This is a genomic window from Roseibium sp. MMSF_3247, assembly GCF_030733765.1.
GTDB lineage: Bacteria > Pseudomonadota > Alphaproteobacteria > Rhizobiales > Stappiaceae > Roseibium.
In genome coordinates, this window is the sequence record NZ_JASHII010000005.1 from 311,547 (window position 1) to 336,722 (window position 25,176).

A 25,176-nucleotide genomic window follows, 5' to 3' on the forward strand; every position below is an offset into this window, starting at 1 on the left:
CAGCTCTCCGTAAACTGAAGAGACTACGCGCTCGGCAGCCTGCCAGATCGAAAGGGGTGTCAGGCGGCTTCCGCCCGTTTCATTTTCTGGTGCTCGTCTTCAACAAGGCCGATTTTCCAATAACCGGAAATGTAAGTGTCTTTTCTCGGTACCTGCCGGGTATTGTTCAGATGATCGCGGATTGACCGGATGACCGAACTTTCCCCGGCAATGCAGGTTTGAAGAACACCATCCGGCCACGCCATCGACGTTATGAAGTCGAGCTGAGACGTGGATGCCACATGCGGATCCTCATGGATCAACCAATGGATTTCGATGTTGCTTGGGACCGCAATCTCCCGGATATCGTCTTTGGATGGAACTTCAAAGAGGGCAACGCCTTTCGCATCCCGTGGCATCTGCTCCAGAACAGCTTCGGCAACCGGCATGGCGGAGAGGTCCGCGGCCACCAGATACCAATCAGCGTAGAATTCCTTGATCTTCTTCTGGCTTGGCCCGAAGAAGCCGAGGAACGATCCGGGTTTGGCGGATTGCGCCCAGCGGGTTGCCGGTCCGTTGTCCCCATGGGCAACAAAATCGATGTCGAGCTCCAGACTGTCCGGCCGATAGGCCCGCACGGTATACGTCCTGACTGGGTGGACTTTCTCATCTGGTGCGCCGGGGGCGAAGTAGGCTTCGAAGTCGTCCCGGCTTTCATCTTCCCGCGGCAGCACCAGCTTGCAATTCGCCCCTTCCTGATGAAGCGGAAATCCTTCCAGTTCCGGTCCGGCAAAGGTCACACGGATCATGTGCGGGCTTAAATGCACGGCCGACTTGACGGTCAGAAAACGGGGTTTGCGTTTCGGCAGGGCGGCCATGAGGAACCTTTAAATGTTGACTTCAATACTCAGCATTTAGCATCGCCCGACCGGTTTTGAAAGGCGTCATTGTTTCATGACAGGAAACGGCGTGTCAGGTGTATCAAGAAAAAGCCCGCCGATTTGGCGGGCTCGATCTTGGGAATGGCACTTGAAGTTACCGGATGATCGGTTCTTTCAGGTCTTCCGGCTTCGTGTCTTTCACGATGTCCCAGTTCAGGTCAGCGTGATTGATGTATTCTGCGGTGTTGCCCTCAAACCGCTCTTGCACGGCGATGCTGTTGTTGAGGTAGAGCTTGCCATCGACGATTTTCCAGGCCTCCGGGATGACCGGCACCTTGAAGCCCTTGCTCAGACCGAAGGCGCAGAAACCGCCATATTGCGGCGCGTATTTCACCGGATCGGCGGCGAACTTGTCCCGGTTTTCAGCGGACGAAAACTTCCAGGTCACGTCGTCATATTGGAACGTGTACTCATCAGAACCGGCGACCGGCTTGCCTTGGGTGAAGTAGGCAACCGGATCGGTGCCGCCGATAGCGGCGCCGTTCTTGGTAAAGGTGGTGATTTCGTCAGCCGACACGGCAAAGCCGGTGACGGAAAAAAGAGCTGTGAGGCCAAGAAGCACGGATTTCGAGGTGTAAAGCGGCATCGAGAACTCCGGAAGGTTTTTGAGTTGAGGCACATGTTCGCGCCCGGTGTCTGGAGAATGGCCATGACCGCTGCCAAACACCAATCACCCTTGTTCACAGAGATGAAAGCACACCGCCAGAATCCGTGAACGCCTTGGCACGCAGACGTGGCTCACAATCCGGGGAGCGGCGACTGTTCCGCAGAGGGTCGGGGGGCAGTCAGCCCCAAAAGCAAGTAGATCGCGCTTTCCAATTCGGCGTCATCTAGCCCGCCGCGCCCGAAATGCAGATCAAACAGGTCTTGCCAAATGAGTCCCAGGATTAGCGTGGTTTTCGCCTGAAGGTCCTGCTCAAACGGCGTCGCGATCAAACACTGGCGGATGTGAAACCGGACCTCGTCCTCAAAGTCTGTGAGAAGCGATCCGAATATCGGGACAGTCCGCACGTGTAGTAGGGCCTTGCCAAGGTCACTGTTCAAGGTTGTCCGGTACCCGAAGATCAGGCGGTAGAGGTCCTGTGCTGTGTTTGTGCGCTCGGGTCTGGGGGCGGGGATCTGAAACAGGGCAGTTTGAAGCGCGGAAAGCGCAAAGTCCTGTTTACCGGACCAGCGGCGATAGATTGCCTGTTTGCTGGTGCCCGCGGTATTCGCAAGATCGTCCAAACGAACCGGGTCGTACCCGTGATAGGCCAGAGCCCTTACCATCGCGGATTGCAGCCGGCCTGTCAGGCTGGGGTCGTCTTTCCGCCCCCGGCGTGTTGACCCATCAGTCATAATTCGGTCCCCATTAGGACCGTATTTCATGTCTTGATGCGTTCAGCAAGGACATTCATTGGAAAATGAGCGCTTGGGGCGGTAATCAACCTCCAAACCAGATTTCCAACGGTCAAAGGAAAAAACATGTCCGTAGATACTGCAACGGTAAAGCGCGTTGCGCGTCTTGCCCGCATCAAGGTGAGCGAAGACGAAGCCACCCGCATGACCGGCGAACTGAATGCCATCCTCGGTTTTGTCGAACAGCTCGACGAAGTGAACATTGACGGTGTTGAGCCGATGACCTCCGTGGTCGAAACAACCATGAAAAAGCGCGCAGACGGCGTAACCGACGGCAACAAGGCTGCCGACATCACCAAGAACGCTCCGGCCTCTGAAGACAACTTCTTCATGGTGCCGAAAGTCGTCGAATAAGTAGGAGTAACCGGGATGTCGTCCGCGCCAGCCATTTCAATCGCCGTTGAAACGCCGCTCAGTGATGAGATGCGTGCGATGGTCGGTGAATTGAATGCATTGTTGTTGAGCCTGACATCGGAAGACGCCTGCCATCATCTGACCGTCGAACAGATGGCCGATGCGCGGACCACTGTCTTTGTCGCCCGCGTCGATGGCAAAGTGGCGGCCTGCGGATCGCTCTACCGCCACGGTGGCGGCATTGCCGAAGTCAAACGCATGTACACCCGTCCCGGTTATCAGGGCCTCGGCCTTGGACGCAAACTGCTGGACCGGATCCTGGCGCTCGCCATCGAGGAAGGCTTCTCCGAGGCCGTATTGGAAACCGGTGTCAATTATGACGCGGCCAAACGCCTCTACGAGACCAGCGGCTTTAAAGTGTGCGGCTCGATCCTGGACTATCCCGAACATCCTGAATCCCTTTTCTATTCCCGGCGCCTGACGGCAGCCTGAAAGACCTGGACCCATGACAGACCTTACAAAACTGACCATTGCCGAAGCCCGCGAAGGCTTGAAGAACAAGGACTACACGTCCACCGAACTCACCGAGGCGTTTCTCGGCAACATCGAACAGGCCAACAGCGCGCTGAATGCTTATGTTGCCGTTACCGCAGACAAAGCCCGCGCGATGGCAAAGGCCTCTGACGACAAGCTCGCCAAGGGCGAGGGCGGTGCGCTAGAAGGTATTCCGCTCGGTATCAAGGACCTGTTCGGCACCGAAGGCGTTCATACGCAGGCGTGTTCCCACATTCTGGACGGCTTCAAGCCAGCCTATGAGTCCACCGTGACGGCCAATCTGTGGGCCGATGGCGCGGTCATGCTGGGCAAGCTGAACATGGACGAGTTCGCCATGGGCTCGTCGAACGAGACCTCCTACTACGGCGACGTCATCAACCCGTGGCGGAAAAAAGGCTCCAACCAGGATCTCGTTCCGGGCGGCTCGTCCGGCGGCTCAGCGGCCGCCGTTGCTGCACGCATGTGCATGGGCGCAACGGCCACGGACACCGGCGGCTCCATCCGTCAACCGGCGGCCTTCACAGGTACCGTTGGCATCAAGCCGACCTACGGCCGTTGTTCGCGCTGGGGCGTTGTTGCCTTCGCTTCTTCACTCGACCAGGCTGGTCCGATTGCCCACACGGTGCGCGACAGTGCGATCCTCCTGAAGTCCATGGCGTCTGTCGACCCAAAAGACACCACGTCCGTCGACATCGAGGTCCCGGATTATGAAGCTGCCATCGGCAAGTCCGTGAAGGGCCTGAAAATCGGCATTCCGGCCGAGTACCGGCTGGACGGCATGCCGGGCGAAATCGATGAGCTGTGGCAACAGGGCATCGCGTGGCTGAAGGATGCGGGCGCGGAAATTGTCGACATTGCAATGCCGCACACAAAATACGCGCTCCCGGCCTATTACATCGTTGCGCCTGCGGAAGCCTCTTCGAACCTCGCCCGTTATGACGGCGTGCGCTACGGCCTGCGCGTTCCGGGCAAGGACATCGTGGAGATGTATGAAAACACCCGCGCCGAAGGCTTTGGCGATGAGGTCAAGCGCCGCATCCTGATCGGCACCTATGTGTTGTCCGCCGGTTACTACGATGCCTACTACCTGAAAGCCCAGAAGGTCCGCACGCTGATCAAGCGCGACTTTGATCTGGCGTGGCAAAACGGCGTTGACGCCATCCTGACCCCGGCAACGCCTTCTGCAGCCTTTGGAGTGGCGGATCAGGACCTTCACTCCGATCCGGTGAAAATGTACCTCAACGACATCTTCACCGTGACCGTGAACATGGCCGGTCTACCGGGCATCTCCGTACCTGCTGGTCTCTCGTCTGAAGGCCTGCCGCTTGGCCTGCAGCTGATCGGCAAACCGTTCGATGAGTCGACACTCTTCCAGGTCGGTCAGGTCATCGAAGACGCTGCTGGCTCTTTCGAGCCGGAGAAGTGGTGGGGGTAACACCCGCCGCCTGTTAAGGCCGCCCCGGACCTGATCCGGGGCCGCTTTTCAACCCCTATGGTCCCGGCTCAAGGCCGGGACGGAAAAAGTTCTGCTGATTCTATGAATTTGTACCTTTCCGGGACTTTGTCGCCCCAGCGAAGGCTGGGGCCTAGTAACCACCGGAAAGGCGTGTTTTCTAAACGCCTCCACAGGGATACTGGGTCCCAGCCTTCGCTGGGACGACACTTGAGAAGTTTTAGAAAGCCACACTCTCAGACAACGTGCACTAGCTGCTGATCGGGCAAACAACTGCAGGATTGAGTTAAATCATGCATGACATCGAAACCATCGTGATTGGTGCCGGGGCCGTGGGGCTTGCCTGCGCGCGCGCCTTGGCCCTGTCCGGGCGCGAAGTGATGGTTTTGGAGCAGCATGATCTGATTGGCTCGGAAACCAGTGCCCGCAATTCGGAGGTCATTCATGCCGGGATCTACTATCCGCAAGGCAGCCTGAAGGCGCGGCTCTGTGTCCAGGGCAAAAAGCAGCTTTATGTCTTTTGCCAAAAAAACGGGGTTGGGCATGAGCAGATCGGCAAGCTGATCGTCGCCACCAATGACCCGCAGCTTCAGGAACTGGACACCATCAAGGCCAAGGCTGCCGCAAACGGGGTGACCGATCTGGAGTTTGTCTCCAAAGATGAGCTCCGCCGAAAGGAACCGGCGTTGAATGCTGCAGGCGCCTTGTGGTCTCCGTCGACTGGAATTCTTGACAGCCATGGGTTCATGCTGGCGCTGCAGGGCGGTTTGGAAGCCCATGGCGGCCAGGTGGTTCTGAACACCAAGGTTGATCGCATCGAGCCATTGCAGGCAGGCGGTTTCGCGGTTCACGTGTCGACCGAAGATGGTGAAGCCTATATGATCACTAGTAAGGAGTTGATCCTGTCCGCCGGTCATATGGCCCCGGCGCTGGCTGCCGGGATAGATGGCACGCATCCGCCCAAGGCGTTTCTCGCAAAGGGCAGTTACTTCAAACTTCAGGGCAGGGCGCCGTTTTCGAAGCTGATTTATCCGGTGCCGGAGCCCGGTGGCCTTGGTGTTCATCTGACGCTGGATCTTCAGCACCAAGCGCGTTTCGGCCCGGATGTGGAGTGGGTTGAAGACTTCCACTACCCGGTTGATCCCACTCGCGGAGAAAAATTCTATGCCGCGATCCGGAGTTACTGGCCGGATTTGGCCGACGGTGCCCTCGTGCCGGACTATTCCGGCATCCGCCCCAAAATCGTTGGGCCGGGTCAGCCGGCTGCGGATTTCAGGATTGACGGCCCTGCGGTGCACGGGCAAGCCGGTCTTGTGGCGCTCTACGGGATTGAATCGCCAGGCCTCACGTCTGCGCTCGCGATTGCTGATCATGTTTTGAACATACTTTAGGTTGAGATTTTCGTGTCTTGTTGGCGGATGTTAATAGGACACCAAAATTGAAGATCGCGGTCATCGGTTCGCCCGGCAGCGGTAAAACGTATTTGGCAAATCAGTTGGCAAACGCGCTCAGCTTGCCTCTTTACAGCCTCGACTCTCTCTATTTTCAGGAAAATTGGGAGGAGCCGACCTGGCAGGATTGGTCCACCCATCATGACAACCTTCTTACACATCCCAGTTGGATTATTGAGGGCAATAACCTGCCAACGCTGAACAGCCGCGTTGCCGCGTCGGACATCGTTGTTTTGTTCAACCTACCGCCATGGCTTTGCTGCCTGAGAATTCTCCGGCGCTGGGTCAGATACCGCAATCACCCACGCCCGGGTATGCCGGCAGGATGCACTGAAAGGTTGGACCTACCCTTTTTGAAGCGTGCCTGGAAATACCGAACTCTCTACTTGCCGTTTTGCATTGAAACCTGCAGGCAGCATCTGCCAAATGAGAGGATCGTGTTAATCAGAAAGAAGAGCGAACTGTCGCAAGCTCTAAAGACGATCAACGGCCTTAATCGCGAGGAGGGCACGCCGTCTCCTCAATTCCAATCCGGTATCTGACGGGCCTCGGATTTCAGGATTTCGTCCACGTTGAGACCGCTGATTAGCTGAGACTTGTCGGTCGGGACATCGCCGGAGAGCTGCAAGGCGAGATACCGGCCGCAGCAGACCCTCAGGAAAGAGGTGAAATTGCCAAGATCGTGGCCCGCCGCAATGCTTTCGTTGTGAAGCCGGGTGATCAGCTGCACAACGTTCATGCCGTCGCGCTCAGCCAGCTCCTCCAGAACTTTCCAAAAGAAGTTTTCAAGGCGAACGGATGTCACCATTCCATCGATCCGGAGTGACCGGGCACGGCATTGCCAAAGCTCAGTTGCCGTCTCGACAAACAACTTGCACATGTGTCCCCCCCCAGACAACTGCAGACCAAGAAAACCCTGCCCGGGTTCGAAATAATTGCCCCGGGCAGGGAACCGGAAACCTGCCAACTTCTTGTTTGGTGGGTAAAGAAAGGAAGACAGGATCGGCAAGGTTCTTGAATTGCCGCCAGGCGTCATCACCGGCAAGAATCGGTGGGAGACCTAACGTCAACAATGAATGCATTGTCCTATCAGGGGATTAGGGGCTGCGGGTAGTAACGGAATACTACACACGTAAGTGGCTCGCTTTGGTGGATTTTGGTCTTCGGATCCATGGAAGCAAACCTAAAATCCTGTGGTCCAAGCCTTCAAGCGGTCACGCATTGCGACAAGTGCCGGAATGGCAGCTGCGCTTGGGCCTTAATGAACCCGACGTTCCTCTGCCTCCAGAATGCCATCGGCGTCAAGGCCTGCAATCGGAACGCGTGTGTCTGTGGGCACGTCTCCGGCGAGCTGCAGCGCCAGGTAGCGGCCACAGCAGACCCTGAGGAAAGAGGTGAAATTGCCAAGGTCGTGACCGGCATCAATGCTTTCGTGATGCAGCTTGGTGATCAACTGCACAACATTCATACCGTCGCGCGCTGCGATTTCATCAAGAACGTTCCAGAAGAAGGTTTCCAACCGCACGGATGTGACCATGCCGTCGATGCGCAGTGATTTTGTCGTGCTTTGCCAGAGATTTACATCGGCATCGATAAACAGTTTGCACATCGCGGTGTTTCCTCCATCACCTCAAAGTACCCGCTCAGAAGGTCAATTCAAGGGCTCTTCGCCACTGTTTGGTCTGCTCGGCCATGATACCGGTCCCGGCGGCGCAAGTTGGTGCCCGGACCGGTTGTTTATATCATCAGGCTGCGAGAGAGCCCTGCTGTGCGCTGCTCAACACCTTGTGGAATTGGGCAAGCCAAGCCGGATGTGCCGGCCAGGCGGGCGCGGTGACGAGATTGCCGTCGGTGACCGCCGCGTCGACGGCAATGTCCGCATAAGTCGCGCCAGCAAGCTCAACTTCTGGGCGGCAGGCCGGGTAGGCCGACACTGTCCGGCCCTCGATAACCTTCGCCGCTGTGAGGATCTGGGCGCCATGACAAATCGCGGCGACCGGCTTGGTTTCGCTCATGAAATGAGACACAGCCTCAAGGACCGCACCGTCCAGCCGCAGATATTCTGGTGCCCGGCCGCCCGGGATCACAAGAGCGTCGTAGTCGGCCGGATTGATATCGGCGAAAGTGGCGTTCAGCGTGAAATTATGGCCGCGTTTTTCCGTGTAGGTCTGGTCGCCCTCAAAATCATGGATGCAGGTGGCAACGCTCTCACCAGCTTTTTTGCCCGGACAAACGGCGTCCACTTCATAGCCCATGGCCAAAAGCGCCTGGAACGGCACCATGGTTTCATAGTCTTCGGTGAAATCACCGGTGATCATCAGGATCTTCTGTGCGCTCATGCTTCGTCCTCCCGTTGAAGAATTGCGGATGGACAAAGGCTAGCCTGCAACGCGATGGAGCGGGTACTAGGCGACTACTACAGGCCGGATTTCACGGATCCAGCCTGCTAAAGACCTGATTTTAATCGCGATAGTCCGGCTGATTTTTGTCGAGCTGGCGCTTCAAATAGTCAAAATGGGCGTGTCCCATGCCCTTGTAAGGTTCCCACTCGGCTGCCGTCTTGGCGGCCAGATTGTCCGACATGACCGCAAGCGGCTGGCCGGTCGCATAGGCTGTCAGCAATGTTCCGGCTGCCCGCTCGAAGTAATAGAGATGATCAAAGGCCTCCGCGACCGTTTCGGCAGCGACCGAAACACCGTGATTGCCCATGATAAGGATCGGTTTGGTGCCGAGCGTCTCGGCAATCCTGCGTCCTTCTTCAGCCTCATCCGCCATGCCGCCAAAACCGAGATCGACAGCAACCTTGCCGAAAAAGCGGGCCGTGTTGAGATCGATCGGCTTCAAAGTCGGATCTTGAAGCGTTGCCAGAGCTGTCGCGTTGGGTGGATGGACATGAAACAGCACCTTCACCGCCGGGTTGAGCCGGTGCACCGTCCCGTGAATGCACCAGGCGCTCGGGTCCGGAGCATCCGGCGTGTCCATGATGCTGTCGTCATTGGCATCCAGAAGCTGGAGATTGCTGGCTGTCACTTCGGAAAAGTGCCGCCATTTGCGGTTCATCAGGAACCTCGTCCCGTCTTCGGAGACTGCGGCGCTGAAGTGGTTGCCGACGCCTTCGTGCCAGCCGAATTCAACCGCCAGCCGGAAGGCCGCCGCCAGGTCTTCCCGCAGTCTTTGTTCCGATTGTTGATCGGCGCTTGGGGTCAGCGGTGTCACGACGCTCATTTGAACCGTCCTTCTCCGGATAGGATCCTGTAGGTAGACCGCAGCTCTCCCCGGTCGGTGTAGCACCCCCGCAAATGACGCTCACCGCTGGTCGCCGAGTAAGCTACACGCCCGTGAACGATCCGGTGATTGTCAAAGACGATACATTCACCGGCATTCAAACGGAACCGCATCACGTATTTCTCGTCGCGCATCATCCGTCCAAACCGGCAAAAGGCCGGATAGTAGGCATCTAGCGCCTCTTGCGGCAGGTCAAAGATATCCTCGTGGTGCTGGCTGATCGTAACACCTGAGATGTTTCCGTAGTCGTCGAGCTCAATCACATGCTGGCGGGCGCGCATGTCGAATGTGTCATGCTCGCAGTAATAGGGAATATCCGTTTCCACCAACAACTTGAAGTCGTCCGGATAGGCGGTCCGGAAATCTTCCGCAACAGCAAGGCCGTCGACAAAAATGCTGTCACCGCCCTCAACTGAATTCGCACGGCAGTGCAGATACTGGATGCCTGGTGCGAATTCTTCGGACGGAAGATCCGTGTGCAGCGGCAGGGCCTTGGACGTGAAGGCAAGATTTGTCGGTTTGATGTGGGTTTTCACCTCGAACGTATGCCCGAAGTAGCTGGGCCGCACATATCCGAGCAGGCCAGCGAGATCGGTCAGCCCCTCATCCGTATTCGGCATGCCGGTGACCAGCGAAACGCCATCGGTCAGCATCGCTCCAGCCCAATTCTTGCGCGCATCAGCGTCAGATGCGACTGAGCCGTAATCAAACCGGGCCATGTTTGCATAGTGATCTGCGAACCAGGATTTTCTCGGCAGATTGGCCGGATCCGGGCGCTGTTGGGCCTTGGCATATTGCACAAGCTGCGCCATCGGGATCGCCGAGCGGTGCTCTGTGCCCTGCCACTGGATCTCAAGGTGTTCACCGGCAATGGCCGCAGATTGCGCTTTCGGCTCTTCGGCAAGCGCGAAGATATCGTTGACCCGTTCCCGCGTTTCGGGATCGAAAGACGCCGGTTCATTGTCCTTCAGCCAATAGTAGTTGAAATAAGCGAGGCGTCCGTCCGGCAACGGTACGTCCAGTCCCTTTTCGCGCAAGAGCACGCCTTCTTCACCCGTCCCGAGCATGTGGTTGTCCTGTAACTTAATCGCGCTTTGCGTTGGAGCTTGCATGTTGCAGGGTCAAAACTTCCGTTTCAATCCAGCTTCTTGGATTGAAATTGCGCTTGCGGAACTGATTTGAAAAGATCATAAAAAACGAACTTGAGTTAACTGATGGATTAACTTGAAGCCGAATGGATCGATTGCCGCCACCCCGTCTTCTCCGTGTGTTTGAAACCGTCGATCGAATGGGCGGTGTCAAACATGCTGCGCAGGAACTCAATGTCTCTCTGCCCGCTGTCAGCCAGGCGCTGCGCCATCTTGAGCATCACATCGGCACGTCTTTGTTTGACCGTAGCACCCGCCCGGCCAGATTGACGACAGCTGGCGAGATCCTTCTCAAGGCCGTTACGGACAACCGGGAACGGTTGATGGAAGCGCTGAGCGACATTGACGCTCTCGAGACAGCAGCCAATACCGTGACGATTGCCTGCACCATGGGGTTTGCCACCTACTGGCTGATGCCAAGGCTGGAAGCCTTTTATCTCGATCATCCGGACATTGTCGTGAATGTTCAGACAATCGCGCATGAAGTGCCAGCTCTTGGCGCGGGCACGGACATTGCCATGCGCTATGGTGACGGCAATTGGCGTGACGGAGCCGTGCATCTCCTCTTTGAAGAGCATGTGGAACCCGTCTGCGCGCCGGGGCTTGCAGCACGGATCAACGAAGAGGCCGGCAGCCTGGCATCCGCCTTTCTGATCCATGTCGACGTGGCTGACAAAGGTTGGATTTCCTGGCCGCAATATTTCTTGCGGACGGGTCAGAAGGCCAATGGATCTGCCAAGGGATTGAGGTTTTCAAACTATGTCCAGGCGACACAGGCCGCGCTCTCCGGTCACGGTGTCATGCTCGGCTGGCGGTCGATCACCGGGGATCAGGTGGCCAAGGGCCTGTTGGTGCCGGCAAGCCTTCCAGCCTACCGGCCGCCGGATGCCTATCACGCCGTTCTTTCCAGTAGATCCAAGAATGCGGAAACGGCGGGCGTGGTTGTCAATTGGCTGAAACAGACCGCACACACAGAAACGCCTTGAAACCAGCGCAGCGCCTCTATTCAGTTGATGAAAGGTGAGGGAGGCCGCTCAAAACGGCCCTATCTGCTGGCGGTTGCGAGTGCTGCTCCGAACCCAACAAACAAGCCGCCGGTGATCCGGCGGACCCAACGCACGCGCCGGGCAGATGTCAGGAACTGGCGCATGTGACCTCCAGCGAAGGCGATGGCCGCGTGATTGGCAAAACACAGAGCTGCATAGGTGACCGACAGAATGGTGATCTCGACGAGATTGATGCCGCCTTTCGACATGAATTGAGGGAACAGTGCGGTGATCACCAGAATTGCCTTGGGGTTAGTGACAGAGACGAAAAACGCCTCAAGGAACAGCTTCATCGGGCTTTTGCGCGGCGTGAGAGCGCCGTCCTGCACCTGAAAGCTGGACCCGTCTCGCAGGATCTTGATGCCGATGTAAACCAGATAGACCGCACCAATGATTTTCAGAATTGTGAAAGCAACGGCAGAGGCCGCCATCAGCGCGCCAAAGCCGAAGGCGACCGCGTAGCCGATCACGATCAGGCCCATCATGTTCCCGGTCGCAGAAGCGAGGGTGGCGTTGCGGCCAAAACGCAGGGTGTTGGAAATCGCCAGCATAACGGCTGGGCCGGGGCTGATTGCTGGCAAAAGAGAAACGGCAACGAACATAAGCCACAGTTCAAATGGCATCTGAAATCTCTTTCTTTAATCGGGACAAGGCCCAAACGAGGCTGGCTCAGGGTGTCAGGTGACCTGCCTGAACGGCGCGGTCGAGGAGGGACTGGGCATAAGCCCAAAGGGTAGGAAAGGGAGCGAGTTTTGCTTCCTTTTTCTTCCGGATGTCGTCAACGGACATGGGCTCATGAACAGGCGTGTCCTGCTCTGATGCGAAGACAAGCAGCATCGGATGCAGCACATCCATCGCATTGGCAAAACGAGCTTCTTTGGTCTCGTTGGCTTCAAACTCGTGCCACAACGCCTTGAAATCATGCGACTGTTGGCTCGGCAGCAAGGCGAAGATCTTTTCCGCGGCAGCTTGTTCCTTGATGGAGATGGCCTGGTGATTGTCTTCCGTGACCCAGTGATCGCCAGCGTCAATCTCAACCAGATCATGGACCGCCAAAAGCTTCAGGACATGATGAATGTCGGTCCCGGGTTCTGCGTGTTCTGCAAGGGTCAATGTTTGCAGGATGACGTGCCAACAATGCTCGGCGGTCGTCTCGCGCCGGCTGCCATCTGAAACCAGATTGAGCCGGATGACATCTTTCAGCTTGTCGGTTTCCAGCAGGAACGCAACTTGCCGCCCCAAATCATCCGAAGACATCAAAGCTCGCCCATGGCCGTGCGGAATCGTCTGACGCTCTCCGCAAAGCCGTAGACGAGGGCGTCTGCGGTAAACCCGTGACCGATCGACATCTCGCGGATGAACGGTGCCCGCTGCAACAGAGCCGGAATGTTCTCGACTGTCAGGTCGTGTCCCGCGTTGACACCAAGACCGGCAGCCTGGGCTGCTTCGGCGGTTGCAGCAATCTTGTCCAGTTCCTTGGCGGCCAAGTCGGGTGTGTCATAACAGGCGCCATAAGGACCGGTGTAAATCTCAATCCGTTCTGCCCCGATGCGGGCGGCATGATCCGGATCTGCCGGATCTGGGTTGCAGAAGAGGGAAACGGTCACCGCCCATTCCTTTGCGGCGGCAATAGCGGTTTCCAGGAGACCGATGTCCTTGGAAAAATCCCAACCATGGTCCGAGGTGGTCTGGTCTGGGTCATCCGGCACAAATAGTACTTGTTCGGGCCGGGCTTCCTCCACAAGCTTCATGAAATCAGGTGATGGATACCCTTCCAGGCACAACTCCTTGTTCGGAAAGCGCTCTTCGATCAGTTCGGCAAGCTCGAAGACATCGGTCTTGCGTATATGGCGCTCGTCCGGGCGTGGGTGCACGGTAATACCCTTTGCGCCCGCTTCCATGGCGATGGCCGCCAGACCGGTGACACTGGGCCAAGGTAGATCACGGCGGTTGCGCAGCATGGCAACAGCGTTGACATTGACGGACAGGCGCGAGACGGCACTCATGAGACGATAACCCGGTTGAGGTGGTTGGCAGATTGAGTCAATTCGTTATGACTTTTGCGAAAGATTGTTCCAAAAGTCATTGAAGTCAAACAAGATATTGTCACTAGGGACAATGTTTGAGCGAGGAATTATGCCGCAGGCTCACGGGTCTGCAAGTCTGGCTTGTCCTTGAAAAAGCCGATAGAACAAAAAGCCTTACCAATATTTTTTGCTTCATAGATTCAAAGGTTTCAGATCGTGTCGGCAAACAGTCTTTCCGCACCCATGTCGGCCAACTTGCGCGGCAGTTTGTTCATGATCCTGGCAATGGCATTGTTTGCCATTGAGGACATGTTCCTGAAAGCCGCCTCAGTGGTTCTGCCGGTCGGTGAAATCCTGATACTGTTCGGATTCGGCGGTGCCGTTGTTTTTGGCGGTTTGGCCCTGAAACGCGGTGAGGCATTGGTCCCGCGCGATGTCTTCACACCGGTCATGGGGGTGCGTTTCGTCTTTGAGCTGACCGGGCGCCTGTTCTATGTCTTGGCGCTGGCCCTGACCCCATTGTCGTCCACGACGGTGATCCTGCAGGCTACACCGATCTTTGTCGTACTTGGGGCCATGATCTTCTTTGGCGAGCGGGTTGGCTGGCGCCGTTGGGCCGCGATCATCATCGGTCTGATTGGTGTCCTGATCGTGTTACGGCCGGGCGCCGACAGTTTCACGCCGCTGTCGATGCTGGCGTTCATTGGCATGCTGGGGTTTGCAGGCCGGGACCTTGCAAGCCGGGCAGCGCCTAAGTCGCTGAGCACAGCGCTTCTCGGCTTTTATGGTTTCATCACGCTGATTATTGCCGGTGTGTGCTATTCAATATGGGTCGGCGAGGGTCTTGTTTGGCCAGATATGCCGAGCGGCGTTTATGTGGCTCTTGCGGTTTTCTCAGGTGTCTTTGCCTATAGCAGTTTGATGCTGGCCATGCGCACCGGGGATGTTTCGATCGTCACGCCCTTCCGCTATTCCCGCCTCTTGTTCGGCGTAGGCCTCGGCGTGGTCTTTTTCGGCGAGCATCTGGATGCTCAGACCCTGGTTGGCTGTGCGGTGATCGTCTTTTCTGGGCTGGTCATTCTGTCACGGGGCAGATCGGCACATGCCGGCTGAGCTCTGCACCGAAGCTTCGCTGTCAGAGCTGAACGTGGGTAGATATAGAAGTTTTTAGATTGGCCAACTCAGTCTCGATTTTTTTTGCTTTGACGCTGAGGTCATCAGTATCAAGCCTCAGTTCGTTGCTTTCTACAGAAAGGCGTTGTCTTTCCAGCATCAAATAGGCCAAGTGCGTTTTGATCGAAGCGGTCTTGAAAACCACCTCCTTCATATCGACGTGCCATTTCACCATTTCAAACTTGCCGATTGCAAATTTGAAATCCGTCATCAGAAAGTTCAGATCGATCGATGTCGAAATATTGAGGGAGGCACTTGCGCGGTAGCTGAGCCCCCCGGCGAAATAAAGGGACATGTTGCTCCCGCGAAAGATCGTTCTGGCGTTGCCCCACGTGTCGTTCAATGTATCGGATCGGACGACATTGGTTTGCGTTCCATCGACATGGGTTGTTTTGGCTCCATGCGCGTGTGTGACAATGTCTTTGGCTTCCAGGAAGGCGTTTGCGTTCCCCTCGTTTGCTATGATTTCGACGCCTTTTTCGCCCGAGGTGTTTTTGTCGGACGGGACAAAGTTGTCACTGGTAGAAGCGCCCGAGTGAAGGCTCACCTTCTTGTTGGCAGCGACGGAGAATTGATCGCCGGTTTCAGCGGTGATCGGGCCTGTATCCGCGGTGATGACAATCTCTTTCCCGCAATGGATGTCCACCAGATCGGTTGTTTCGACAAAAAACTTCTCATCGGACTTGATCAAGACCCGACCGTCGCAAGCCATTGTGATGCCACAGCTCTGTGCCGCCCTTGGACCGGCTGCATTCTTGTAGATGCGATCGCCCGCTTCACTCGCAATGTGACGGGATGGGTAATACGCCGCCACTCCGTTATCCGACTGTGCGCTTTCTTCCTCGATGTCCGAATAGGATCCGAGCCGTAGAAATGCTCCCGGTTTGGTTACGTATTCCGTATCATCTTCCTCCTTCTGGTGCGAAGGAACAAAGAAGTACTGATATCGCGTGAGAGACTGTGTGGGGTTTTGCGGGGAGAGGTCGTCCGTCTCAAAAGGCAGTATAGTTGCAGAGTTGACTGAGCCTTCATGCACTTCTGTCTGTGGCCAATCCATTGCCAGGGCCATAACGCTCTCCCGTTTCTTGTTTAACGGATCTGTCTCCGTCTGACTGGAAAGGTGTGCATTGGGGCGACCATCTACAAATTAAACATAGTTTAGAAATTCAGCTCAGGGACCCGCTAAATCTGTTGGCTTAGCAGTTCTCTGGATTGCGCGGAAAGAGCAACGTCAACCCAGATGGTTTTCAGTTGCGTTTGATATCCAACCTGAAATGCGAGCCTGAGGTTGCCAACCCCAGCATCGGGCGTGTATGTCATTTGTAACGTAATAACATTACATATTGGCGATACATAATGGAGAGCCCATGTCTGCCATCCGTTTGCCCGTAACGATCCTGTCCGGCTTTCTGGGCGCCGGCAAAACAACCTTGCTGAACCGCGTTCTCAACAACCGCGACGGTTTGAAGGTCGCCGTCATCGTGAACGACATGTCCGAAGTGAACATTGACGCGGATTTGGTGCGGTCCGGCGGTGCGGAACTCAGCCACACCGATGAGACACTGGTCGAAATGTCGAATGGCTGCATCTGCTGCACCCTTCGTGACGACCTCTTGAAGGAAGTGCGCCGGATCGCGGAAGAGCGTCGGTTCGACTATCTGTTAATTGAATCGACCGGCATTTCGGAGCCGTTGCCAGTGGCGGCAACCTTTGACTTCCGGGATGAGGAGGGCGAGAGCCTTTCCGACGTTGCGCGGATCGACACGATGGTCACCGTTGTCGATGCGGTGAACCTTTTGAAGGACTTCTCCAGCCATGATTTCCTGAGTGACCGGGGTGAGACGCTGGGAGAAGAAGACGAGCGGACACTCGTGCATCTCCTCACCGATCAGATCGAGTTCGCCGATGTCGTGGTGCTCAACAAGGTGAGTGCAGCGAATGCGGGGCAGGTGGATGCGGCACGGAAGATCATCCGCAGCCTCAATGCGGACGCGCGCATAATCGAGACCGACTATTCCGTTGTGGAGCCTTCCGAAATCCTGAACACGGGGCTGTTCGATTTCGAAAAGGCCCATGAGCACCCAATGTGGGCCAAAGAACTTTATGGGTTTGCGGACCATGTTCCGGAAACGGAGGAGTATGGCGTTGCCTCTTATGTCTACCGCGCTCGCCGACCGTTTGATCCTGCCAAAATCCACGCGCTTTTGAACGGATCTTTGCCGGGGGTTATCCGCGCAAAGGGGCATTTCTGGATCGCAAGCCGCCCGGATTATGTGCTGGAGTTTTCGCTCGCTGGCGCGCTGTCCAGCATCAGCCCGCTTGGAACCTGGTGGGCCTCTGTTCCGCCGTCGCAATGGCCGCAGGACGAGCGCGTTAAGGCCTATGCCCGGTCCCACTGGTCTGAGCCATTTGGTGACCGCCGCCAGGAAATCGTCATCATAGGCGCAGGTATTGATTGGCCCGAGCTGCGGGAGCGGATGGATGCGTGTCTGATCCCGCCGGAGGCCGGGGACGACTTGTCGGTTTTTGCATCCCTTGCCGACCCATTCCCGCCCTTCCAACGCCGGGAGGCTGCCGAATGAGCCTTGCACTTGAAACTTCAGCAGGTCCAGTTGCAGCCGACGTCTTCATGGGGCGGGATGCGGACATCCTGACCGAAATTGCATCGCCAGGTGTTGCGGCTGCAATTTGGCAGCGCATACCGGAGCCGGGTTTCCAGTCGTGGATGGATGATCTTGATATGGACCGGTTGCCGGACCTTCGAACCGTTGTTCCGGTTCATCTGGCCGAAGCGGCCGTGATCACCGCGTGTGAAACATCAGGTCTCGACGCAGGTCCAAACCGGGATGTTCTGGCGAGTGATATTGGCGCCCTTGCGGTCATGATGGCCAAGATCCTTGACGTTGATCACGTTCGGGTGCGGTTGGATGTGGCCGATGAGGTGATGTGTCCAAAGTTTCACATCGACCGGGTGCCAGCACGTTTGCTCTGTACCTATCGCGGAGCGGGGAGCGAATATGTTCCCTTGGGCTCTGAAGCGGATCCCAAGCGCATCCGCCGGGTGAAACGCGGCGCTGTCGCTCTCTTTCGCGGCGCGCTCTGGAATACTGATGAGACCACCGGCATCTTGCACCGCTCGCCGGAGGTTACACCGGAAGACGGTCCGCGATTGCTGCTGGTCATCGATCCTGTTGCTTGAATGCAAAGCCCCGCAAACTGCGGGGCTTTATCTCTTTTTGTCTTATCCGGGCTCAAGCCACCCTCGATACCGGACAATCGGCCCAATCAACGGTATCGATACTTTGACATCAAAACAGAAGCGATTGTCTTCCGAAGTTTCTTGTGTTTCGCTGATCGGAAGAAGCCACTTTGGGATGGGAATTCCGAACAACCGGCCCTTGGAAACAGGGAACATCAAGGCACCGTTCGCTATTTCCAGCCCAATATCAAAAGCCGCCGCTCCAAAACGCTCCGTTACAATACCGTCGCCCGGATCTTGCGCCAGACTCAGAACGGATCGCATTACACGTCCGCCAAAGTCCCGGCACCAAACTTCCTTGTCGCCGCACGCTGTTATTGTCACGGCGATAGGACGTTGCGCTGCTTCCTTTGGAAAACCTGCAATCCCGCAGATCGCTGGAACCAGCCATGATCCACCGCGTGTGATTTCAGCTTTGCCGACCCAATTGCGTTGGTCGGAGGTACGGTGCAATTCTCTGACTTCTTTGGGAAGCGTCCAAAACAAGGCACCAATTGCCTGTTCAAAAAGAGGCTTCCAAGTCTGAGTTTGAATGCTGGTAGCAACACTGAGATGCGCCGTTGCAGTGTCTATGTCCTTGAGGGTGAACTCGCCAAGGCAGGCCCGGGCACCAGGCGCAACGGACTTAGCTGCCAATTTCTTGCAGAGGATATTCGCCGCCACCGCAGGAATGTGGGGGCCATCGCCGGCTTCAGCAATCAGGCTCCAGGTTCTTTCCAAGTTGTTGCCGTCTTTACCCGGTCCTTGCAGCAATACCTGCATTCCGCCACGGTCTGAACCGAACGGCCCGAACCAGCCAGCAATCGTTTGGAAAATCTTCGAGGTTGGTTCCAGAGTTTTCACAAGTCTCAGGCGCACGAGAAAGGATAGTAGGTATAGCCCAATATGGAGGACGGGAAGTTCAAGCCCCGCGCGGAACAATACAGAGTCGGCCCCATACTGTTTCGGAAAGAGGGCCAGATCCGGCGAGCCGATGAAGCTCGACAACCGATGTCCGAGATCCGCTGTGGAGGTTGATGTGATTTTTCGTTTTTCAAGCCCGGACCATCCGGTGACATAGGTAGATCGTCCGCCTCGGGTGACCATGACCGGTTTTCCGATCTGGCTAAGTATGGCCCGAATGACAGAAAGCCCGCGGGGTGCCCTGTTGCCTGGAAGGATTGTTGTTTCGATTAGATCAATTTCCCGAAAGCCCTCTTGGAGGGTTTCAACCGCAGCCGACGATAGTGCAGGTACACTTGAAACCCCAGAAAGCGCTACCAATCCGAGTGTTTCAGCCCGATCATTGAGTGTGGTGATACCGTGCGTAAAGCAGGGATCGTCAGAGAGATCCAGATAATGACTGCCAATTTCCAGCGCGGCTTCTGCCACTTGGTAAGGGTTTTGTCCGTACAGCTGGAAGGGGCCGGCCGCGTCGATCGTAATAAATGGTCCCAATTTCGCAAGCGCATCCCCAAAAGCGGGATCGGCCCGATCCAGAAAAGCAGGTGATCCACCTCCGATCGAGGTGCAAAACGCTTGGGCTTTTTCAATCGTCCGACCTGCCACAACCACGTCAAATTGGTTGTCACGGAGCAATGCCTGGCTTAACAGACCGCCGAAAACACCATAACCGCCGAGAACGATGATGCGTTTTAAAGCGCATTGATCAGTCAACAAGACGGTTTCTCAAAGCATCGGAGGGAAGCGGACAACTGCGACGGCCCGCTCGGTAGCGGTTTCGGGCAATACGGTCATAAAACCAGTCGGCGAATGGACGCGGAAGAAGTTTTAGGGCCTTAAACAGTCGCCAAGGCCAACCAAGGGCTGACATTGCTTGACAAAAAGCTGCCATCTTCACAAAAGCCCGGCCATCGTGAATGACAATACTTGTCTCCATTTGATCCGGATCGAGACCGTGAATAGCATAGAGTTCTCTACCAAGTTCGGATTGTACGGATGCAAATTTGAATTCTGTTTTATTATCGCGCAGAGCCACAAAACGGGCAAAGCCAGAACACATTAGACAGGTCGCGTCAAACACGATCAGGTTTGATGGGAGATCGGTGCGTACAGGCAATCTGGGCAGGCTGTTCTGTCCGGCGGTGTGGCAATGGTGTTTCATGATTGCCCCGACAACGTGTTGTTGGTCTCAAATTACCACCTGAATGGCCGATTGGAGATCCGCAATTTGTCGCAGCAATGCATGATGAAGAAAGCCCCGCAAGTTGCGGGGCTTCTAATGTCTGTGTGAGATGCTCTTTCGGCTCAAACCCGGTTGAGCAGGCGGGCCCGGATGGTGTTTGGCAAGGCCCGGATTTCTTCCAAGATCTTGACCGGATCCTGAACCGGGCTGTCGACATCAAGAACCACATAACCAATGTCCAGATGCGATTGCATGTACTGGGCATGGATGTTGAGGTCGTGCCGGGTGAAGAGATCGTTCAATGTGCGCATCGCGCCGGGCGCATTGTGGTGCACCTGAATGAAGCGGGTCGCATCCGTGCCCTTTGGCAGCTGAACCTGGGGAAAGGACACTGCGCCGATCGTAGAGCCAACGTCTGAGTATTCCACCAGACGCTTGGAGACTTCCTCACCGATGCGGGCCTGAGCCTCTTCCGTTGAGCCGCCGACATGCGGGGTCAGGATCACGTTGTCGAGACCGCGCAGCGGCGAGATGAACTCGTCCTTGTTGGACTTCGGCTCAACCGGGAAGACATCGACTGCAGCACCGGCCAAATGACCGGATTTCAGGGCTGCTGCGAGCGCATCAATGTCGACGACCTTGCCGCGGGCATTGTTGATCAGGAACGCGCCCTTTTTCATCTTGGCGATCTGATCTGCGCCGAACATGTCCCGGGTGCCCGGCGTGTCGGGCACGTGCAGTGAGACGACGTCGGACTCAGCGAGGAGTGCGTCCATGCTGTCGGCCGGCATGACGTTGCCGTGCTGCAGCTTGTCGATGGTATCGTAATAGATCACCCGCAGGCCCATCGCTTCTGCGAGATTGGACAGCTGCGTGCCGATGTTGCCGTAGCCGATGATGCCGAGGGTCTTGCCGCGCACCTCATGAGAGCCAGCAGCCGTCTTCATCCAGCGGCCTTCGTGAGCGCCGCTCGATTTCGGGAAAACACCGCGCATCAACATGACGATTTCGGCAATGGTCAGCTCAGCCACGGACCGTGTGTTGGAAAACGGTGCGTTGAAGACCGGGATGCCACGGGTTAGCGTGCCGCCGAGGTCGACCTGGTTGGTGCCGACAGAAAAACAGCCGACAGCGACCAGCGACTTTGCCGCTTCCAGAACCTCTTCCGTTACTTGTGTCCGGGAGCGGATGCCGAGCATCTGCACGTCCTGCATCTTCTCGATCAGGGCGTCCTTTTCCAGCGCGCCGGACAGGACTTCCACATTCGTGTAACCGTTTTTCTCCAGAATCGCGTGCGCGGTCGGCGAAATACCTTCCAGCAGCAGCCAGCGGATCTGGTTCTTCGGCCGGGACAGACCGTGGATCATGGGCCTAGAGCCTCTATTCTTGACAGGTGTATCAGCTGCGGCAGGTGCGCCGCAAAAACGCCGGTGTCGTATACGCGCAGATCCGTGTCGCGTCTAGGTCGCGATGGCACAAATGGGTCCTTAAGCGCTCTTCGAGCTGTGCGCTTTGAAGATGAAACAGTCTCTCACTTTAATCGGCACCTTCCGTAGAACAGGCCTTTGCCATTGCCGTTCGTTTGGATGTTATTATTTTTTGCACCTGCGGCATGGTTATATTTTACAATAGTAAGTATATTTTTCTGGAAAGAACTGGATTTTTGTTTACTTCCATTCATTCTTGACTAACGGGTGTTTCATAAAACAAAAGAGATGCTTCCGAAGGCGAGTGCTGGATTGGAATTACTCAAAAAATCGTTTCTTGATCTGACAGCCGATGCTGTTGCTGTCTGCCAATCAGGGCCGGACGGCAAGGTCTTGCAAGTCGCCTACACCAATCATGCATTTGATGTGTTGTTCGGAGGCCAGAGAGATCGGACTTTCGAGAATACATTTCCGTTTGCAGGCGTTCATAGGCAGCTTCTCCAGTGCCCATCCGGAAGAATCCGCGAAACTGCAGAGCTGTCCAAGGAGGACGGCTCGACGTTTTTTGTGAGCGCGTCTGGTTTTACGTATCAAGATGAAGCCACAGGCGAGCTTTACAGCTGTGTGACTTATAGAGACATCTCTGGCGCATTGGTTGCGGCCAAAGCGACGGAGCGCAGCCCGGAGATTGATAGTGCGGATGAAGATCTGGCGGTGCTTAAAGATGCACATCAGCGGATCTTGAGCGCGCTCAATGCTTATCCGGATCCGATCGTTATCTACGATTCTGATTTGAAGCTTGTCTACCGCAACAACGGCTATGCAGCCTCCGTAACCGATACACCGGACGAGCTGATTGAGGGAATGCATCTCAAAGAGGTGCTGCGCCTTGCAATCCAGCATGGACGATATCCCGTTGCAGTTGGCCGGGAAGACGAATGGATCAATGAAATCCTGTCTCCAGATACGCTGGAGATGCCGGCGCAGGACGTGGAGCTGGACGGGGATGTTCATCATCGCCTTTTGCGATCACGCGCGCCCAATGGCGACTACGTCGTTATCCGATTGAACTCGACTGAACTTGTTCGTGAAAAAAGGGCTGCCGAAGAGGCGCAAGCCCGGTTGATTGCCGCACTGAATGCTTATCCGGCACCTTTTGTTATCTACGATGCGGATGATTGCCTTGTGGTTTGCAACGATGCGTATCGGGCGTCGATGTCGAATGACCCTGAGGATCTGAAAGCCGGAATGCATCGCACCGAAGTTGCCCGGGTCGCCGTTAGAGCAGGGAAAATTGCCAACGCAATTGGCAGAGAAAAGGAATGGATGTCTGATGCGCATCAGACTCAGGACGTAAACAAACCGGTTCAGGACTTGGAGTTGCCGGGTGATGTGCATCATCGCTTGTTGCGGTCACGGGTTGAAAACGGCGATTTGGTCATCTTGCGGATCGATACGACCGAGCTGGTCCGTCAGCGCCGGGCGCTCGAGAGGAATTCTGAAGAACTGAAGAAGGCCAATGCCGAAATTACCCACATGGCGCTTCACGATGATCTGACCGGCCTGGGCAATCGCAGGTACCTGGCGAAAACGCTGGAGGAATTCATAGAGCGGCGTCAGGTTGTTGGCGGCGAAATCGCGGCGCTTCATATCGATCTGGACCGGTTCAAACAGATCAACGATACGATGGGCCATCGGGCTGGTGACGATGTGCTGGTCGAGGCGGCGAACCGTATCCGGCTTGTTTTGGAACCTGGCGAGGCTGTTGCCCGGATCGGCGGAGACGAGTTTGTCGTTTTGGCTCCACTGTCAAATAACTTGGACCGGCCGGGAGATCTCGCCAAAACGCTTTTGAAGGATTTGTCGCGCCCCGTACGCACGCATGACAAGGAGTGCCGCGTGGGCGCCTCGATAGGGATCGCCGAGACACCGCTTTCTGAAGTTGAAAACCTCCTGACCAATTCTGATGTGGCGCTTTACAAAGCGAAACATCGTGGCCGTGGGCGTATTGAGATTTATGACCGCTCGGATCTGGAGGACGTCCGCCAGGCGAAAGCGCTTGCAGATGATATTCTGCGTGCGATCGAGGAGAAGGAATTCGAGCCTTACTACCAGCCGCAAGTGGAAGCAAAATCCGGCCAGATCGTCGGAATTGAAGTTCTGGCCCGATGGCGTCACCCTGAAAAGGGAATTCTTGCGCCGGCAGACTTCCTGCCCATCGCCACAGATCTCAGTGTTGCGGGCGAAATCGATCAGCAGATGTTTGAAAAGGCGATTGATCAATGCCGAAAATTGCCCGCCGCCGCATCAGGCTCCATCGGGTTGTCGTTCAATGTCAGTGAAGACAGGGTCAATCTGACTGATCTTGAGGATCTTCAACGACAAATCCAGGCCTATCCAGGGCAGATAAGTTTTGAGCTGCTTGAGACGATCTTTTTAGAAGAACAGGATGATGCGTTCTTGCAGCGGCTGGATGAGCTTCGCGGCATGGGGATTTCCATAGAAGTCGATGATTTTGGCAGTGGCCGGGCATCGGTGGTCGCACTGCAGCGGATCAACCCGGACCGGCTCAAGATTGATCGCCGTTTGGCGCCCCTGGTGACAGCCGGCAGCGGTGGATTGCGTTTGCTGCGCTCGATCATCGAGATTGCGCAGGCACTGGAACTTGGCGTCACAGCGGAAGGGGTCGAGACCAAGGAAGAGGCAGATCTTCTGTCCAAGCTCGGCTGCGATCGTCTGCAGGGCTACTATTTTGCCAAACCGATGCCGTTTTCCGACTTGGTCGCTCTCCTTGAGGCGCAGCAAGACGATCCGGATGTCATGACAGGTCTTCCGGTCGCGAGATAGTATCTGAGAAACTTGGCGTTTTGAACCAGCCTGACGGATTTGGATGAGACGCAGCCAAATAAAAAGGCCCCGGCGCAGTCACCGGGGCCAATGTTTTTTTCCGAAGAACTCTTTTTAGAGGCCCTCTGATCCCCGCTGAACAGCAGCGACACCGGTGCGGGAGACCTCGACCAGTCCAAGCGGTTTCATGATCGAGATGAACTGCTCGATCTTGGATGTCCGGCCGGTGATTTCAAAAACGAAATGTTCGGTCGTTGCATCAATGACCGTTGCCTTGAATGCATCTGCCAAACGCAGAGCTTCCAAGCGCTTGTCTCCGTCGCCGACAACCTTGATCAGTGCCAGTTCGCGCTCCAGCGGTTTGTCCTGGTTGAGCCGGCGGGCCCGAACGGTCAGGTCGGTGACACGGTGCACAGGCACAAGGCGGTCAAGCTGATGGCGGATCTGCTCGATAATCATCGGTGTACCGGTCGTCACGATCGTGATCCGGGACAAGTGTTTCTCGTGCTCTGTTTCTGACACGGTCAGGCTGTCGATGTTGTAACCGCGCCCGGAAAACAAGCCGATCACGCGGGCAAGCACGCCCGGTTCGTTGTCAACGATCAGCGATAGGGTATGGGTTTCGATTTCATTGCTGACTTCGGCCAGGAAATAGGCGGAAGGTGCATTGACGTTTTGTGCGTTCATCTTCTCAAAAATCCTTGTGAC

Annotated in this window: 26 protein-coding genes; 10 read left to right on the forward strand and 16 right to left on the reverse strand. The window is 56.1% G+C overall.

All coding sequences use genetic code 11. From position 1 onward, the window contains the following. Window positions 1-59 precede the first annotated feature (59 nt). The 3 genes from RBB44_RS18145 to RBB44_RS18155 all read right to left on the reverse strand — a co-directional run bounded on the left by RBB44_RS18145 (window position 60) and on the right by RBB44_RS18155 (window position 2,258). Complete coding sequence (locus RBB44_RS18145) at window positions 60-857, reverse strand: siderophore-interacting protein (RefSeq protein WP_306149017.1); 798 nt, start codon at window positions 855-857, stop codon at window positions 60-62. Between the two features lie 157 nt (window positions 858-1,014). After that, the gene (locus tag RBB44_RS18150) at window positions 1,015-1,506 is read right to left on the reverse strand and encodes a YHS domain-containing (seleno)protein (protein ID WP_306149018.1); all 492 of its coding nucleotides are present in this window, start codon (window positions 1,504-1,506) and stop codon (window positions 1,015-1,017) included. A 152-nt stretch (window positions 1,507-1,658) separates the two neighbouring features. Continuing rightward, entirely contained in the window at window positions 1,659-2,258 is a 600-nt protein-coding gene (locus RBB44_RS18155; RefSeq protein ID WP_306149019.1) for a TetR/AcrR family transcriptional regulator, read from the reverse strand. Window positions 2,259-2,384: 126 nt separating this feature from the next. On the opposite strand from RBB44_RS18155, the gene gatC reads away from it, so the two are divergent. From gatC to RBB44_RS18180, 5 genes are all read left to right on the forward strand, one after another. Beyond that, complete coding sequence (gene gatC, locus RBB44_RS18160; RefSeq protein ID WP_133946343.1) at window positions 2,385-2,672, forward strand: Asp-tRNA(Asn)/Glu-tRNA(Gln) amidotransferase subunit GatC; 288 nt, start codon at window positions 2,385-2,387, stop codon at window positions 2,670-2,672. Window positions 2,673-2,687: 15 nt separating this feature from the next. After that, window positions 2,688-3,164, forward strand: coding sequence for a GNAT family N-acetyltransferase (locus RBB44_RS18165; RefSeq protein ID WP_306149020.1), 477 nt, complete (start codon window positions 2,688-2,690; stop codon window positions 3,162-3,164). A gap of 13 nt (window positions 3,165-3,177) precedes the next feature. Continuing rightward, a complete protein-coding gene (gatA, locus tag RBB44_RS18170) occupies window positions 3,178-4,662 on the forward strand; it encodes an Asp-tRNA(Asn)/Glu-tRNA(Gln) amidotransferase subunit GatA (RefSeq protein ID WP_306149021.1) in 1,485 nt (494 codons plus the stop codon). A 311-nt stretch (window positions 4,663-4,973) separates the two neighbouring features. Next, on the forward strand, window positions 4,974-6,071 hold the full coding sequence (locus RBB44_RS18175; RefSeq protein ID WP_306149022.1) for an NAD(P)/FAD-dependent oxidoreductase: 1,098 nt from the start codon (window positions 4,974-4,976) through the stop codon (window positions 6,069-6,071). A 47-nt stretch (window positions 6,072-6,118) separates the two neighbouring features. Then, window positions 6,119-6,673, forward strand: coding sequence for a hypothetical protein (locus tag RBB44_RS18180; protein WP_306149023.1), 555 nt, complete (start codon window positions 6,119-6,121; stop codon window positions 6,671-6,673). Here RBB44_RS18180 and RBB44_RS18185 read toward each other — a convergent pair. The 5 genes from RBB44_RS18185 to RBB44_RS18205 all read right to left on the reverse strand — a co-directional run bounded on the left by RBB44_RS18185 (window position 6,652) and on the right by RBB44_RS18205 (window position 10,483). Next, window positions 6,652-7,011, reverse strand: a complete 360-nt coding sequence (locus RBB44_RS18185; RefSeq protein ID WP_306149024.1) for a ribbon-helix-helix domain-containing protein — start codon at window positions 7,009-7,011, stop codon at window positions 6,652-6,654. The two genes, RBB44_RS18180 and RBB44_RS18185, sit on opposite strands and share 22 nt — an antisense overlap. Before the next feature lie 378 nt (window positions 7,012-7,389). Beyond that, window positions 7,390-7,740 carry a ribbon-helix-helix domain-containing protein gene (locus tag RBB44_RS18190; RefSeq protein ID WP_133946354.1) on the reverse strand — a complete coding sequence of 117 codons (351 nt, stop codon included), beginning with the start codon at window positions 7,738-7,740 and terminating at the stop codon, window positions 7,390-7,392. A 136-nt stretch (window positions 7,741-7,876) separates the two neighbouring features. Continuing rightward, window positions 7,877-8,470, reverse strand: coding sequence for a DJ-1/PfpI family protein (locus RBB44_RS18195; RefSeq protein ID WP_209174200.1), 594 nt, complete (start codon window positions 8,468-8,470; stop codon window positions 7,877-7,879). A 121-nt stretch (window positions 8,471-8,591) separates the two neighbouring features. Then, window positions 8,592-9,356: a class II aldolase/adducin family protein gene (locus RBB44_RS18200; RefSeq protein ID WP_306149025.1), complete on the reverse strand. Its 765-nt coding sequence runs from the start codon at window positions 9,354-9,356 to the stop codon at window positions 8,592-8,594. Next, window positions 9,353-10,483 (reverse strand): TauD/TfdA family dioxygenase, encoded by a 1,131-nt coding sequence (locus RBB44_RS18205; protein WP_306149026.1) that lies wholly within the window; start codon window positions 10,481-10,483, stop codon window positions 9,353-9,355. Before RBB44_RS18205 ends, RBB44_RS18200 begins: the two co-directional genes overlap by 4 nt. 167 nt (window positions 10,484-10,650) lie before the next feature. On the opposite strand from RBB44_RS18205, the gene RBB44_RS18210 reads away from it, so the two are divergent. Further along, a complete protein-coding gene (locus RBB44_RS18210) occupies window positions 10,651-11,550 on the forward strand; it encodes a LysR substrate-binding domain-containing protein (protein ID WP_306149027.1) in 900 nt (299 codons plus the stop codon). A 59-nt stretch (window positions 11,551-11,609) separates the two neighbouring features. On the opposite strand, the gene RBB44_RS18215 is transcribed toward RBB44_RS18210, so the two are convergent. The 3 genes from RBB44_RS18215 to RBB44_RS18225 are packed head-to-tail and all read right to left on the reverse strand — an operon-like array spanning window position 11,610 to window position 13,616. Beyond that, on the reverse strand, window positions 11,610-12,233 hold the full coding sequence (locus tag RBB44_RS18215; protein ID WP_306149028.1) for a LysE family translocator: 624 nt from the start codon (window positions 12,231-12,233) through the stop codon (window positions 11,610-11,612). 46 nt (window positions 12,234-12,279) lie between these two features. After that, window positions 12,280-12,867 (reverse strand): HD family hydrolase, encoded by a 588-nt coding sequence (locus RBB44_RS18220; RefSeq protein WP_306149029.1) that lies wholly within the window; start codon window positions 12,865-12,867, stop codon window positions 12,280-12,282. Next, window positions 12,867-13,616 (reverse strand): pyridoxine 5'-phosphate synthase, encoded by a 750-nt coding sequence (locus RBB44_RS18225; RefSeq protein WP_306149030.1) that lies wholly within the window; start codon window positions 13,614-13,616, stop codon window positions 12,867-12,869. The genes RBB44_RS18220 and RBB44_RS18225 overlap by 1 nt, the downstream gene beginning before the upstream one ends. A 237-nt stretch (window positions 13,617-13,853) precedes the next feature. Here RBB44_RS18225 and RBB44_RS18230 point away from each other — a divergent pair, with 237 nt between their 5' ends. Beyond that, window positions 13,854-14,750, forward strand: a complete 897-nt coding sequence (locus RBB44_RS18230; protein WP_306149031.1) for a DMT family transporter — start codon at window positions 13,854-13,856, stop codon at window positions 14,748-14,750. Window positions 14,751-14,772: 22 nt separating this feature from the next. Here the strand turns inward: RBB44_RS18230 and RBB44_RS18235 are convergent, their stop codons facing one another. Beyond that, window positions 14,773-15,879 carry a hypothetical protein gene (locus RBB44_RS18235; RefSeq protein WP_306149032.1) on the reverse strand — a complete coding sequence of 369 codons (1,107 nt, stop codon included), beginning with the start codon at window positions 15,877-15,879 and terminating at the stop codon, window positions 14,773-14,775. Between the two features lie 298 nt (window positions 15,880-16,177). Between RBB44_RS18235 and RBB44_RS18240 the strand changes: the two genes are divergently transcribed. Together RBB44_RS18240 and RBB44_RS18245 are read left to right on the forward strand one after the other, a co-directional pair. After that, complete coding sequence (locus RBB44_RS18240) at window positions 16,178-17,392, forward strand: GTP-binding protein (RefSeq protein WP_306149033.1); 1,215 nt, start codon at window positions 16,178-16,180, stop codon at window positions 17,390-17,392. Further along, window positions 17,389-18,009, forward strand: a complete 621-nt coding sequence (locus RBB44_RS18245; RefSeq protein WP_306149034.1) for a DUF1826 domain-containing protein — start codon at window positions 17,389-17,391, stop codon at window positions 18,007-18,009. The genes RBB44_RS18240 and RBB44_RS18245 overlap by 4 nt, the downstream gene beginning before the upstream one ends. Window positions 18,010-18,051: 42 nt before the next feature. Here the strand turns inward: RBB44_RS18245 and RBB44_RS18250 are convergent, their stop codons facing one another. The 3 genes from RBB44_RS18250 to serA all read right to left on the reverse strand — a co-directional run bounded on the left by RBB44_RS18250 (window position 18,052) and on the right by serA (window position 21,561). Then, window positions 18,052-19,728 (reverse strand): SDR family oxidoreductase, encoded by a 1,677-nt coding sequence (locus RBB44_RS18250; protein WP_306149035.1) that lies wholly within the window; start codon window positions 19,726-19,728, stop codon window positions 18,052-18,054. After that, window positions 19,718-20,173 (reverse strand): thiol-disulfide oxidoreductase DCC family protein, encoded by a 456-nt coding sequence (locus RBB44_RS18255; protein ID WP_306149036.1) that lies wholly within the window; start codon window positions 20,171-20,173, stop codon window positions 19,718-19,720. Before RBB44_RS18255 ends, RBB44_RS18250 begins: the two co-directional genes overlap by 11 nt. Window positions 20,174-20,316: 143 nt before the next feature. Continuing rightward, window positions 20,317-21,561, reverse strand: a complete 1,245-nt coding sequence (gene serA, locus RBB44_RS18260) for a phosphoglycerate dehydrogenase (RefSeq protein WP_306149037.1) — start codon at window positions 21,559-21,561, stop codon at window positions 20,317-20,319. Between the two features lie 372 nt (window positions 21,562-21,933). Here serA and RBB44_RS18265 point away from each other — a divergent pair, with 372 nt between their 5' ends. After that, the gene (locus RBB44_RS18265; protein WP_306149038.1) at window positions 21,934-24,468 is read left to right on the forward strand and encodes an EAL domain-containing protein; all 2,535 of its coding nucleotides are present in this window, start codon (window positions 21,934-21,936) and stop codon (window positions 24,466-24,468) included. A 114-nt stretch (window positions 24,469-24,582) separates the two neighbouring features. Here RBB44_RS18265 and ilvN read toward each other — a convergent pair whose 3' ends face one another. After that, window positions 24,583-25,155, reverse strand: a complete 573-nt coding sequence (gene ilvN / locus RBB44_RS18270) for an acetolactate synthase small subunit (protein WP_008189543.1) — start codon at window positions 25,153-25,155, stop codon at window positions 24,583-24,585. Window positions 25,156-25,176 lie beyond the last annotated feature (21 nt).

What these genes read in the sequence shown, in the direction of transcription:
- RBB44_RS18190 (WP_133946354.1), bottom strand. Translation starts at nt 7,740, where the DNA reads ATGTGCAAACTGTTTATCGATGCCGATGTAAATCTCTGGCAAAGCACG.
- RBB44_RS18205 (WP_306149026.1), bottom strand. Translation starts at nt 10,483, where the DNA reads ATGCTCGGGACGGGTGAAGAAGGCGTGCTCTTGCGCGAAAAGGGACTG.
- RBB44_RS18225 (WP_306149030.1), bottom strand. Translation starts at nt 13,616, where the DNA reads ATGAGTGCCGTCTCGCGCCTGTCCGTCAATGTCAACGCTGTTGCCATG.
- RBB44_RS18145 (WP_306149017.1), bottom strand. Translation starts at nt 857, where the DNA reads ATGGCCGCCCTGCCGAAACGCAAACCCCGTTTTCTGACCGTCAAGTCG.
- RBB44_RS18245 (WP_306149034.1), top strand. Translation starts at nt 17,389, where the DNA reads ATGAGCCTTGCACTTGAAACTTCAGCAGGTCCAGTTGCAGCCGACGTC.
- ilvN (WP_008189543.1), bottom strand. Translation starts at nt 25,155, where the DNA reads ATGAACGCACAAAACGTCAATGCACCTTCCGCCTATTTCCTGGCCGAA.
- RBB44_RS18255 (WP_306149036.1), bottom strand. Translation starts at nt 20,173, where the DNA reads ATGAAACACCATTGCCACACCGCCGGACAGAACAGCCTGCCCAGATTG.
- RBB44_RS18195 (WP_209174200.1), bottom strand. Translation starts at nt 8,470, where the DNA reads ATGAGCGCACAGAAGATCCTGATGATCACCGGTGATTTCACCGAAGAC.
- RBB44_RS18210 (WP_306149027.1), top strand. Translation starts at nt 10,651, where the DNA reads ATGGATCGATTGCCGCCACCCCGTCTTCTCCGTGTGTTTGAAACCGTC.
- RBB44_RS18240 (WP_306149033.1), top strand. Translation starts at nt 16,178, where the DNA reads ATGTCTGCCATCCGTTTGCCCGTAACGATCCTGTCCGGCTTTCTGGGC.
- RBB44_RS18165 (WP_306149020.1), top strand. Translation starts at nt 2,688, where the DNA reads ATGTCGTCCGCGCCAGCCATTTCAATCGCCGTTGAAACGCCGCTCAGT.
- gatC (WP_133946343.1), top strand. Translation starts at nt 2,385, where the DNA reads ATGTCCGTAGATACTGCAACGGTAAAGCGCGTTGCGCGTCTTGCCCGC.
- RBB44_RS18235 (WP_306149032.1), bottom strand. Translation starts at nt 15,879, where the DNA reads ATGGCCCTGGCAATGGATTGGCCACAGACAGAAGTGCATGAAGGCTCA.
- gatA (WP_306149021.1), top strand. Translation starts at nt 3,178, where the DNA reads ATGACAGACCTTACAAAACTGACCATTGCCGAAGCCCGCGAAGGCTTG.
- RBB44_RS18175 (WP_306149022.1), top strand. Translation starts at nt 4,974, where the DNA reads ATGCATGACATCGAAACCATCGTGATTGGTGCCGGGGCCGTGGGGCTT.
- RBB44_RS18185 (WP_306149024.1), bottom strand. Translation starts at nt 7,011, where the DNA reads ATGTGCAAGTTGTTTGTCGAGACGGCAACTGAGCTTTGGCAATGCCGT.
- serA (WP_306149037.1), bottom strand. Translation starts at nt 21,561, where the DNA reads ATGATCCACGGTCTGTCCCGGCCGAAGAACCAGATCCGCTGGCTGCTG.
- RBB44_RS18150 (WP_306149018.1), bottom strand. Translation starts at nt 1,506, where the DNA reads ATGCCGCTTTACACCTCGAAATCCGTGCTTCTTGGCCTCACAGCTCTT.
- RBB44_RS18215 (WP_306149028.1), bottom strand. Translation starts at nt 12,233, where the DNA reads ATGCCATTTGAACTGTGGCTTATGTTCGTTGCCGTTTCTCTTTTGCCA.
- RBB44_RS18220 (WP_306149029.1), bottom strand. Translation starts at nt 12,867, where the DNA reads ATGTCTTCGGATGATTTGGGGCGGCAAGTTGCGTTCCTGCTGGAAACC.
- RBB44_RS18200 (WP_306149025.1), bottom strand. Translation starts at nt 9,356, where the DNA reads ATGAGCGTCGTGACACCGCTGACCCCAAGCGCCGATCAACAATCGGAA.
- RBB44_RS18155 (WP_306149019.1), bottom strand. Translation starts at nt 2,258, where the DNA reads ATGACTGATGGGTCAACACGCCGGGGGCGGAAAGACGACCCCAGCCTG.